Origin of the sequence: Paraburkholderia aromaticivorans, from assembly GCF_002278075.1 — a bacterium.
Lineage (GTDB): Bacteria > Pseudomonadota > Gammaproteobacteria > Burkholderiales > Burkholderiaceae > Paraburkholderia > Paraburkholderia aromaticivorans.
Genome location: NZ_CP022989.1, coordinates 28,684 through 40,863, shown reverse-complemented (window position 1 = coordinate 40,863; position 12,180 = coordinate 28,684). Strand labels below are relative to the sequence as shown.

The following is a 12,180-nucleotide window of genomic DNA, read 5'->3' as shown; positions in this document are numbered from 1 at the left end:
AGTCTCAAGTCTTGCTATAACCGGCATAATCCTACGCTGTAGTCGAAGGCTGCCTGACCGACATAGAAACATAAGAGGCGAGAGACCATGCAGTTCGTTAAGAATGGGCCGGATATTCCCGAAACCTTGCTGCAAGCGCACGAGGACGGTCGTGTGGTGTTCTTCTGTGGGGCGGGAGTCTCCTACCCAGCCGGGCTGCCTGGGTTTGGGGGGCTTGTTGATGAGCTTTATCGGGAACTCGGCGAGACGCCTGACCACGTGCAAGCGGCTGCTCTGAAGGCATTCCAATATGACACCGCCGTGGGATTGTTGGAGGCGCGAATCGGAAGCCGCGAGACGGTGCGTCGCGCAATGGTCGACATTCTCTTGCCGGACCTCGCAGCGAAAGATGCGACGACTACCCACGAAGCCCTGTTAACCCTCGCGAGGACCAAGGGTGGCGCAACGAGGTTGATAACCACAAACTTTGACCGGCTGTTCCAACATGTCATCGATAGGGACAAGCTGTCCGTCGGTCATTTTGCGGCACCGCTCTTGCCGGTGCCGAAGAGTAGATGGGACGGTATCGTCTACATCCATGGTCTTCTCACAGAGGCGCCGACGGCGCACGAACTCGACCAACTGGTTATCTCTAGTGGAGATTTTGGGCTTGCATACTTGACAGAACGCTGGGCCGCGCGTTTCGTAGGTGAGCTTTTTCGCAATTACGTCGTGTGCTTTGTCGGTTACAGCCTCAACGACCCTGTTCTTCGCTACATGACAGATGCGCTGGCGGCCGACCGGCTGCGCGGAGAGGCGTCGCCCGAGATGTTCGCGTTCGGCAGCTACAAGAGAACCAATGAAGAGCAGATATCGAACGAATGGCGCGCGAAGAATGTCGTTCCCATCCTGTACAAGGAGTCGGTCGGTCACTCGAACCTCCACAAGACAATTCGTAGTTGGGCCAATACATATCGCGACGGAGTACGCGGCAAGGAGCGAATAGTCGTTGATTGCGCATTGGCCGGACCCTTGTCGAGTACGAAGCAAGACGACTTCGTAGGTCGCATGCTGTGGGCGATAAGCGACCAGCAGGGTTCGGCGGCGAAGCGCTTTGCAGAGCACACACCGGCACCGACGTTGGACTGGCTTCAGCACTTTTGCGAGGACCGATATCGACATACAGACCTTCCTCGATTTGGGGTCGAGCCCGACCGCAGGCCGAATCCAAAGCTTAAATTTAGCCTCACACGACGCCCCAGTCCCTATTCGCTCGCACCGCTGATGTCTATCGTCCATGACGGAGCCGCCGGACAGATGGATGGTGTGATGTCATACATCGCCCAATGGCTAACGCGTCACCTTGATGACCCTGCCTTAGTGCTCTGGCTCGCTTCACTTGGGGGCCAACTTGGCGAGTCGTTCGCATGGATGGTGGAGCGGCAATTGGAGGCGATAGCAAAGCTCGAGCAAGCTGAGAACGTGGACGAGATAAATCGCTTTAAAGCTCAGTCCCCGAATGGAATACCTCGGGCGGCAATGCGCACTTTGTGGAGACTACTGCTTGCCGGCCGGATTAAAGCACGTGGACAGAATTTCGATGTGTATCAGTGGATGGCGCAATTCCATCGAGACGGTCTCACCACGTCTCTTCGCCTGAGGCTCCGTGATTTACTCACGCCGCGGGTCACGCTCCGAAAATCGCTCAGGGACATGCGGGATTCATTTGAGCCCCGACAGGGGGAAGCACTGAAAGAACTCGTGGATTGGGACGTCGTTCTCGTCATGGACCATGCCCATTCGAGCCTTACCGAGCTGAGGCAGACGCCGCAATGGAAGGTGGCTTTGCCCTTGATGCTCCATGACGTGCACGGCGCTTTGCGGGATACGCTTGACCTGATGAGGGAACTTGGCGAAGCAGACGACCGGAGCGACCTCGGCATGTGGCATATGCCCTCGGTCTCTCCTCATTGGCAAAACAGGGGCTTTAACGATTGGACGCTTCTTATCGAATCCTGATTAGCCATCTACCTCAGCCAAGTTCATCGGATTATCCTGTACAGGGTGAAATGAATACATCCAGGCGAGGAGCGCGTTATGGCAATCAATCAAGTCCAGTTTCAAAAGGGCCTTTCGATGGCCGAGTTCATGAATCTGTACGGTACGGTCGAACAGTGTCATGCGGCGCTGGTGGTCTCGCGCTGGCCGAACGGCTTTGTCTGTCCGAACTGCGCGAAGAGCGCGCATAGCACCTTCGTGCGCAACGGCCGGCAGCACTGGCAATGCCAAGCTTGCCGACATCAGACGACAGTCACCTCCGGCACCGTCTTTGAGGCGACGAAACTGCCGCTCACCCGCTGGTTCCTGGCCATGCATCTGTTGACCCAGGCCAAGAACAACGTCTCGGCCCTGGAACTCAAGCGCCATCTTGGAGTGCGCTACACAACGGCCTGGATGATGAAGCACAAGCTGATGCAGGTCATGGCATCGCGAGAAGCCTCCCGTGTCCTCGACGGTCGCGTTGAAATCGATGACGCCTACCTGGGCGGCGAACGTCCGGGCAAGCGCGGTCGCGGTTCCCCAAACAAGGTCCCCTTCGTCGTGGCGGTGCAGACCACCGACGATGGCAAACCTGTCCTCGCCTGCTTCGTCCGGATTCCCTTCACAAGGGACGCCATTGAAACCTGGGCCAGGCAGGCGCTGTCGTCTTCCGCTCAGGTCCTGTCCGACGGACTGGGATGTTTCCGGGGCGTGACCGCCAGTGGCGCCGCGCATACCGCTATCGTGATGAACAGCGGCACGGGAAGGGAAGCCGCGCAGCACCCTCAATTCCGCGCCGTGAATACGGTACTTGGCAACCTGAAGACGGCTATCAGCGGGACTTACCATGCTTTCGATTTCCAAAAATACGCCGACCGTTACCTGTCAGAACTCCAGTACCGATTCAACCGTCGCTTCGACCTCCGTAGCATTCTCAAACGCCTCGTGCGCGCTGCCGCTACGACACCGCCATGGCCGGAGCCGGCCCTTCGGGCGGCTGAGGTAGATGGCTAATCAGGTATCGAATTGGTCCGGGATGCCTGGAAGGCGACATTCGATGCCGACCCGGCACGCGGTCGACGTGCCGTGAACGCGTTCCGCGGTGAACCATATCCGACGTTTCAGCGACTCGTGCTACATGCTGCGACATTTGACGGCGCTACCCAAGCCGGAGAATGGGTCGAGTGGCTCCTTGCCGAAAATGGTTGGTGGTTGTGGTCCGTGGAAACGCAAAGAGAAGTGATGAGACTTTTAATTCAACAAGGTGCTCAGCTTCCGGGGCAGGCACAAGTGCGTCTCGAGAATAGCATCATGGCAGGCCCACCCAGAGCTATGTACAACGAGGATATTGAAGAGCAGCGCTGGTCTGAGATAGTTGACCGCAGTGTGTGGCTCCGACTCGTTAAGCTTAGAGAGGGCGGTCTTGCTTTGACGGAAAACGCGGAGTGGCGCCTCCGCGGGCTGGAGTTACACAATCCTCAGTGGGGATTGAGCGGCAATGAACGCGAGGAGTTTTCGCATTGGATGAGTGGAACGGGTGACCCTGACTATAAGTTGGAACGCCAGCTTGAGCGCGCGCCGCAAGAACGGAAGTTGCTTGAAGAGTGGCTTCAGAAGGAGCCATCGGATGGCTTCTTCCGTGAGGACGATTGGGGCGAGGTTTGTAGAGACCGTTTCTCAACTGCGTGTGGAGCACTGTTGGCACTTGGGCGACGAGGAATATGGCCAAAGCAACGTTGGCGAGAGGCATTGCAGATATGGAGCAGCAGTGAGCTTCTCCAGCGCTCTTGGCGCCGCCTTGCGCCAACTGTGAGCCGCATGCCACCGGATGTCATCGAAGAAATCGCCCAAGCTGCCACATGGTGGTTAGAGGAGGTAGGCAAAAATCTCAAAACTAATCAATCCGAGTTCTTTAGTATCTGTGAGCGGTTCCTCCGCGTTACGGAGGACGAGGCGGTAAACGACGATGACCCAATTTTTCGCGCAATAAATCATCCCAAGGGTCGCGTCACGCAAGCGCTGCTTCACTGGTGGTTTAGTACCAAACCCGACGACGGCGAGCTGTTGCCGCCGGAGCTCGAACCGATTTTCACCCGCATGTGCGACACAAATATTGCCCAGTATCGGCACGCTCGAATTCTCCTCTCCGCCAATGTGATTGCGTTGATGCGTGTGGACCAGGTATGGGCAAGCTCGAACGTTCTCCCTTTGTTCGACTGGAACCGCTCGGATGTCGAAGCTCGAGCTGCCTGGATGGGATATCTCTGGGCGCCGCGACTTTATCGTCCGCTGCTTGCAGCTTTCAAATCCGCGTTCCTACGAACCGCGACCAGGTATGTTGACTTGGGAGACCATGGCCGACAATATGCTTCGGTGCTGACTTTTGCTGCGCTCGACCCTTCGGACGTATTTAGCCGGTCCGAAATTCAGGCTGCGATTCGCGCACTTCCTCACGATGGATTGGAACAATGCGCTCGTGCGCTCGTTCAGGCTTTGAGTAGCGCCGGAGACCAAAGAGAGGAATATTGGTTGAATCGTGTGCGACCATTACTCGGAAAAATTTGGCCGAAAACCAGCATCGCGGCACCGAGGCTAATCACGGAGCAGTTTGCAAGACTGGCGCTTGCCGCCGGCGAAAGCTTCCCCGAAGCATTGGTCGTGGTGAAGCCATGGCTAGTACCAGTGGACTATCCGTACACGGTGTTCAGCGACCTAGAGCAGTACGGTACATGTACTAGATTTCCAAATGAAGCGCTCAACCTCATTGACCTAATCTTGGGCGAGGGCGTCTGGCCCACTGCCGAGTTGGTCAACTGTATCGAAACTATCGCGAAAGCAGCCCCGGAGCTCAGCGGCACGGAGGTTTTCAAGCGGGTCGAAGACCGTGCCCGCCGGCCCCAATAGACGCAGGGTTTCTCCACCACGCCTTCTCTAAAACGGAAACCCTCTCTCGCACAGTGAGGGAATATCGCAGATTTACTGCTTCCGCTGCCGTCGAGTCCAGCTTTTTGTCCAGCGGTGACCACTGCCGCTCGGGGCGAGTGGTAAAGCAGCCGGCAACAGCCTGCGTCGTTACCAAGAAGGCTGCCGCAAAGAAAGCCGTCGCGACGAAGTCTTCGGCTGCGAAGGAGGCCGTTTTTGCTGTCCTGAAGGTTCCTGCGAAGACGGCGGGAAGCAAGAAGACTGTTTCGGTCAAAACCGTTGCCACCAAGGTTGAGGGGGCCGCAGTGTTTACTGCATTTGGGGCAATTCGGGCCGCGATTTATGCGATTATGTCGCGGGGCGCGTCCGCCGGAATCAGGGTTGCTGGGATAAGCAGCAAGTAGCCAGCGATTTGTTGGCCTGTTCGGCCATTTGAATCTGGGTGGTCGACAGCAAAATCAGAATCGAGAGAGCAAAATCGGCAGAGTCGATTTGGGGGCCAGATGGAAGAGATTATTGTCGAGCCGGCAGACAAGCCGGAGGAGCTGCGTTGCGTGCAGATTAAGGCCTCGCTCGCTGGCAAAATAAATCTGGCCGACTTCCAGAATGCCATTCCGGTCGTCCACGAGCTTTCGCTCGCTAACGAGACCGCCGATGACATCAAAGAGTTGCGGCTCACCGCTTCTTCTGAGCCGTCATTTTTCAAGCCGAAGACATGGCATCTGGACCACGTCGCTGCCGGAAAAGATATACGCATCAGTGACCTCGACCTTTTGCTCGACGGCGCGCTTCTCGGCCGTCTGACCGAGTCAGAAAAGGCATTGATAACTTTCAAGCTTACGGCTGGGCTGACCGAGCCTGTCGAGCGCGCGTCATTCGAATCTGCCGTTGAGTTGTTGCCGCGCAATCAATGGGGCGGCTTATCGGCTTTACCCGACATGGTCGCAGCATTCGTTCAGCCGAACGAACCAGCAGTCGAGCGGGTTTTGAAGAAGGCCGCCGAGGTGCTTCACAAAGCCGGCAAATCGGGTGCCATTAACGGTTATCAGGAAGGTGCTCGCCGCGCCTGGGAGCTCGCATCCGCTATCTGGAATGCGATTGGGTCGATGGGCATCGATTATTCGCTGCCGCCGGCAAGCTTCGAACAGGACGGACAGAAGGTGCGAAGCCCGAGCCAGATTGCCGACTCCGGGCTTGGAACCTGTCTCGACCTTGCATTGTTCGCGTGTGCGGCGCTTGAGCAGGCTGGTCTCAACGCCGTGCTGGTGTTTACGGAGGGGCATGCCTTTCCGGGCGTCTGGCTGAAAGCAGAGGAATTTTCGACCTCGGTCGTCGACGATGTCACGGCACTTCGCAAGCGTGTGAAATTGAAGGAGATGGTGCTGTTTGAGTCGACGATGCTCACACAACGCCCGTATCCTGCCTTCAGCTTTGCGATAGCCAATGGCGAAGAGCAGATTTCTGAAGAAAATGACCATAAATTTCACCTGGCCGTCGACGTCAAGCGCGCTCGCTTGCAGCGCATCAAACCGCTCGCTAGCGAGCAGGCGATTGCTCGAGGGACGGTCGGAACCGAAGCGACAAACATTGAAGCGGGTTTTGAAAGCGCTCCGGAACTGCCTGAGGAACTGGACGGGGCGGTGGACGATAAGGCAGTCGAACGTCCGGAGGACCGACTTACCCGTTGGCAACGAAAACTCCTCGACCTGTCACTTCGAAACAATCTGCTCAGTTTCAAGGCGGGAAAGAAATCACTGAGACTTGACGCGCCGGACCCCGGGCAGCTTGAGGACATTCTGGCGGAGGGCCACGCTATCAAGTTGCTTACGCGTCCAGACCTGATGGACGGCAACGACCCTCGTAACCAGGCAATCCATGAAGCGCGTCAGCGAGAGAACATCCGCCGCTCCCATGCGCTCGACGCGTTGAAGCGAAAAGAAGTTTTCGTTGGACTGTCGCAGGACGAGATGGACACTCGACTGGTCGAGCTGTTCCGTACTTCGCGGACGAACCTGCAGGAAGGCGGCTCTAACACCTTGTATCTTGCGTTGGGCTTTCTATCCTGGACACGCGACGCGAAAGATGACAAGAAGTACCGGGCGCCGCTCATTCTTGTGCCGGTATCGCTTGAGCGACGTAGCGCTCGCTCCGGATTCAGCCTGACGCTGCACGATGACGAGGCGCGCTTCAATCCGACGCTTATCGAGATGCTGCGTCAGGATTTCGAACTGGAGTTGGGTATCCAAGATACAGAGCTACCGAAGGACGATTCTGGTCTGGATGTGGCCGGTATCTGGAAGTCAGTGTCCAGCGCAATAAAGGACATCAAGGGATGGGAGGTCGTTGAAGACGTCGTCCTCGCCACCTTCTCGTTCGCGAAATACCTGATGTGGAAGGATTTGACCGAGCGAACAGAGCAACTCAAGCAGAACGCCGTCGTACGACACCTGATTGAAACGCCACGAGATTCCTACGAGAGCACGATTGAGTTTCCGGACGCCAGAAGACTCGACGTCGAGCTCCCCGTGAAGAACACCTTCTGCCCTCTGCCTGCAGACTCGTCGCAGCTTTCAGCAGTCGTGGCAGGAAGTAAGGGAAAAGACTTTGTTCTAATTGGGCCTCCCGGGACCGGCAAAAGCCAGACCATCTCGAACCTCATCGCCCAGTGTCTAGCTGAGCGCAAGCGAGTGTTGTTTGTTTCAGAAAAGATGGCGGCTCTCGATGTTGTTTATCGACGCCTGGCGGACGTCGGTCTTGGCAACTTCTGCCTGGAATTGCACTCGAGCAAGGCGCGAAAGACGGAGGTGCTTGAACAGCTCCGTACTTCATGGGATTCAGCGGCGGCGTTGGCACCGGACGAATGGCATGCAGAAGCCGCTCGACTGGAGAAGTTGCGCAACCAGTTGAATGGGTACGTTGAACGTCTGCATCTGAGATACCCGAACGGGCTCAGTGTATATGAGGCCATCGGCCGCGTTGTGGCCGGGCATGACTTGCCCGTGCTGCAGCTGTCGTGGCCATCCGCTCGGGTTCACGATTCAGTCGCTATGCGAACGCTGCGCGAGACGGCCGAGCTGCTAGATGTTCATGCGAAAGTGATGGGAGAGGGGCAGTTAACGTCCAGCCCGCTCGCTCACGTGGTTCAAACTGAATGGTCCCCACTGTGGCAGGCCGCACTTCTCGACTCGGCTCGGGCTATCGGCCCGGCTGTTACTAATCTCGAAACGGCGGCTGAGCAACTGCGCGCAGCGGTGGGACTGCCACCGCTTATTCTCGATTCTCGTGCTCGAGAAGGGCTGCGACTCTTATCAGCGACCCTACCGGCCGCTTCCGGTCATGACTGGCAATTTGTTCTGCGCCCAGATGCAAAGACTATCTCGGAAAACCTGCGGGTCGCAAAGCCGCTCGTAGAGCGCCACCGCGAACTGCACGCGTCGCTGTCTGCACCTCGGGGCAACCAGGTCCTAGAGGACATGCGACAAGGTATTGCCCAGCTCACGCGTTATCAAGAAATTCAGTCGCAGCTTTCCCAGCCTTGGAATGAGTCCTTGCGCTCGCGCCTTTCAGCTGGCATCGAACTCTTGAGAAAGCGCCAGGACCTGGTTGGCCAGTTATCGCTGATATACAGAGAAGGTATTTCGGCGGCAACGGTACGCCAGCTCCAGCTCGATTGGCGTGAGCTTCAGGAGTCTTCTTGGCCTATGAGCATGATGCGTCGCCGCTCGCTGACCAAAAAGCTCGCGGAACTATCGACCGGGGGAGGCGAGCCGGATATCGGCGCCGACATTGAACGCCTAGTCCAGATTGACGCTCTTCAGGATGAAATCAAGGCTCTTGATGACCTATCGTTGCTAACGTCGAATGCATGGCTGGGCCTGAAAACTGAACTCGATGTTGCACGGGCATCCTTTGGCTTCCAGACTGCCCTCGAACAGGCTCGCGTGCGCGCAACCTGGGAAGACGTTGGACTTGACCCGGTTAGCCGGGGCCAGTGCGGCGACACCGCGCGTGAAGACCTTGCCCGCATGCGTGAGCTTCGGCAGATTGACCAGGTAATCAATCGCCTGTCGGGACTCGAAGCAGAGACGAACGCGGTTTGGTCTGGATACAAAACGGACCTGACTGTCGCGAAGGCATACGTCGTCTTCCAGGTCGTGCTTGCAGCAGCAGTGAGTGGCAATCATTGGCTGGACGAGGGATTCGGCGTTATCGAGCGAGGCAATGCAGGTGCTGTCGCGGCGGCCGACCTCAAGAAGATGCGGGAACTGGTGTCCCTTGCTGTCCATCTCCGGGAGTTCGACGACCTCTCGGCGAAGACAGGGGGACTCTGGAACGGTTTGCAGACAAAACTGGAGGCCATCGAACCAGCGCTTGATTTCTTCGAGGCGCTGTCGGGCGCGCTTGCATTGATGGCAAATTCGCCTGAAGCGCTGGCGGCAGTAAAGAGCCCGATTGCTTTGCTGCTGGGCGATAGCAATGTTCTGCTTGAGCCGACGGGCGCGATTGCGGGCGCCGGACGTATGTATGCCGAGGCACTACAGGCGTTTAATCAGGCAGTGACGCAATTCACGGTCGCGAGCGGCTTGCCGAGCTCTGATGTCGCGACTCTGGGTGCACTTCTCCCTGCCGCACTGGCCGCACGTGCAAGCGACGTCCTGACTAGCTCGAACCGGTTGAATGCCTGGTGTGCGTGGCGCAAGACCCGCGCGGCGGCTCTTGCGTTGGGGCTTGCCCCCGTCGTCGCTGGCGTTGAACAGGGCGCAATCCAGCTCGGACGCGTAAAAGAAGCGTTCGAGACCGACTACTGTCGCTGGTGGTTGAATGCAGTTGTCGATGTGGACGACGTGTTGCGCACCTTTGTTTCCGCAGAGCACGAGAAACGCATTCGGGATTTCCGGGAGCTTGACGAACGGTTCATCGGCTTGACACAAGCCTGGGTGCGTGCGCAGCTTTCGGCCGGGCATCCGTCGCCTGACCGTGTCTCACGAGGCTCTGAATGGGGCCTGCTGAGATATGAAATGCAAAAGAAGACTCGCCATCTGCCCCTTCGCGAGTTGATGTCTCAAGCTTCGGGCGCGGTGATGCGCCTGACGCCGTGCCTTCTAATGAGCCCGCTGTCGATTGCACAATATCTGCCGGCTGAGACGGCGAACTTTGATGTCGTCATCTTCGACGAGGCATCACAGATTCCAGTGTGGGACGCCATTGGCGCAATGGCGCGTGCGAAACAGGTCATCATGGTTGGTGACCCGAAACAGTTGCCACCGACAAGTTTCTTCGACCGCGCGGAATCGGACATTGATGACACTGATGTCGAGACTGAGCTCGAGAGCATTCTTGAGGAGTGTATTGGCGCCAACCTGCCGACAATGAAGCTGTCGTGGCACTATCGTAGCCGCCATGAAAGTCTGATTGCGTTCTCGAATCATCGTTACTACGACGGGGACCTGGTGACGTTCCCAAGTCCAGTCACGAACGACCGTGCCGTCAGCTTTAATCATGTCGCGAATGGCCAATACGAGCGCGGTGGGGCGCGAACAAATAAGCCAGAAGCGAAAGCGATGGTATCCGACTTGGTCGGCAAAATGAAAACGCCCGGCTTCCGCGACAGTGGCTTGACCATCGGCGTGGTGACGTTCAACTCTGAACAGCAATCTCTCATCGAAGACTTGCTCGACGAAGAACGTCGTAAAGACCCATCCATTGAGCACTTCTTCCTGGAAACGCAGCTTGAGCCCGTGTTTGTAAAGAACCTCGAGAGCGTGCAGGGTGATGAGCGGGACATCATGTATTTTTCAACCACCTATGGCCCGGGGGTTGACGGCACCATGCCGATGAATTTTGGCCCGATGAACCAGCAGGGTGGGGAGCGTCGTCTGAATGTTGCCATTACCCGTGCGAGGCAGGAGCTTCGAGTTTTCGGTAGCTTCCGTCCAGAGCAGATGGACTTGGCGAGAACTCAGGCGCTCGGAGTGCGTGACTTGAAGCACTTCCTGGAGTTTGCGGACCGCGGCGCACGCGCGCTTGGCGAGGCGGTTGCAGGTAGCGTCGGAGACTTCGAGAGCCCGTTCGAAAAAGCTGTATCGAACGCGCTCACCGAGAGAGGCTGGACTTTGCATCCGCAGGTCGGTGTGTCGGCTTTCCGCATTGACCTCGGTGTAGTCGACCCGGACGCACCTGGACGTTACCTTGCCGGTGTTGAATGTGATGGTGCGACCTATCATCGTTCTGCAACAGCCCGCGACCGCGACAAGCTGCGTGAGCAGGTCTTGCGTGGCCTCGGTTGGGACATCCTGCGCATCTGGTCGACCGATTGGTGGATTGACATGCAGGGGACGGTCGAGAAGATTCATCGTCAGCTCGAGGAGTTGCTCGCCGAACAGCGGGCAAAGCGAGCGCAGACCGAGCAGGACGCGACAGTCCTCGCGGAGCAGGTTATCGCGGACGTAATGGCGATGCCGGATGAGCAGATGGACCAGCCGACAGACACGACAACCGAGCCGTCGAGCGAGGTGAAAATCGTAACGGACGCTACCACGCTGCCCGTCACCTACGCTCGCAACGCCGTCGTTGCTCATTCCAGCGACCAAGTCGAGGGACGTTTTGCGGAGGTGGATTTGACGCTTGAGGGATACGCGGTCGATGCCAACTCGTTTTTCGACGTCGTCTATAACCCAACGCTTCTTCGGTTGATTGAGCACGTCGTACGTGTGGAAGGACCGGTTCGGGACGAAGTGCTGGCGCGTCGTATTGCGCGGGCGCATGGCTGGGTACGGACAGGCGCAAAAATCCAGGACCGGGTCGTCCAGTTGGCGTCGCAACACTTCCGCAGCGACCCAGAGGATGTGGGGACGTTTTTCCGAGCTAAAGGTGAATCGGCTGACGTGCAGATTCAATTCCGGCGGCCCATTGATGGCACCGCACGGTCAGTCGATGAAATTTCTCTTGCCGAACTCCGAGCACTCGCGTTCGACATGATGCAGGCAGGACATGACGAAGAGTCAGGCGTGCAGGCGATGGCCCGAGAAGTGGGTCTTCGCAAGCTTAACGCAGGCAGCAGAATGCGTCTGGAAATGGCTTGGTCAAATGCGACGAAGGCCACTTCTTCGGACGTTGACTCTCAAAACTAAAACAGCACGACGGTCGGCATGACAGGTGTCCGGCCGTCTGCACAACTGGCAAAAATTTCCTTTCCGTACGGGCGACTTTAGTTCGCTCAACGAGGCATTCCGGGGGACA

General features: G+C 57.4%; 4 protein-coding genes. All 4 read left to right on the top strand.

Annotated elements, in window-relative coordinates; translation table 11 throughout:
- Positions 1-87: 87 nt before the first annotated feature.
- The 4 genes from CJU94_RS00130 (at position 88) to CJU94_RS00110 (ending at position 12,071) form a co-directional block, all read left to right on the top strand.
- Positions 88-1,998, top strand: a complete 1,911-nt coding sequence (locus tag CJU94_RS00130) for an SIR2 family protein (RefSeq protein WP_095417031.1) — start codon at positions 88-90, stop codon at positions 1,996-1,998.
- A 78-nt stretch (positions 1,999-2,076) separates the two neighbouring features.
- The gene (locus tag CJU94_RS00125) at positions 2,077-3,033 is read left to right on the top strand and encodes an IS1595 family transposase (RefSeq protein ID WP_095417030.1); all 957 of its coding nucleotides are present in this window, start codon (positions 2,077-2,079) and stop codon (positions 3,031-3,033) included.
- Between the two features lie 228 nt (positions 3,034-3,261).
- Positions 3,262-4,923, top strand: coding sequence for a hypothetical protein (locus tag CJU94_RS00120; RefSeq protein WP_157763687.1), 1,662 nt, complete (start codon positions 3,262-3,264; stop codon positions 4,921-4,923).
- 521 nt (positions 4,924-5,444) lie between these two features.
- Complete coding sequence (locus CJU94_RS00110; RefSeq protein ID WP_095417027.1) at positions 5,445-12,071, top strand: DUF3320 domain-containing protein; 6,627 nt, start codon at positions 5,445-5,447, stop codon at positions 12,069-12,071.
- Positions 12,072-12,180 lie beyond the last annotated feature (109 nt).

Excerpts from the sequence above, each read along its gene's own strand:
- CJU94_RS00130 (WP_095417031.1), top strand. The coding sequence starts at position 88 with ATGCAGTTCGTTAAGAATGGGCCGGATATTCCCGAAACCTTGCTGCAA.
- CJU94_RS00125 (WP_095417030.1), top strand. The coding sequence starts at position 2,077 with ATGGCAATCAATCAAGTCCAGTTTCAAAAGGGCCTTTCGATGGCCGAG.
- CJU94_RS00120 (WP_157763687.1), top strand. The coding sequence starts at position 3,262 with ATGAGACTTTTAATTCAACAAGGTGCTCAGCTTCCGGGGCAGGCACAA.
- CJU94_RS00110 (WP_095417027.1), top strand. The coding sequence starts at position 5,445 with ATGGAAGAGATTATTGTCGAGCCGGCAGACAAGCCGGAGGAGCTGCGT.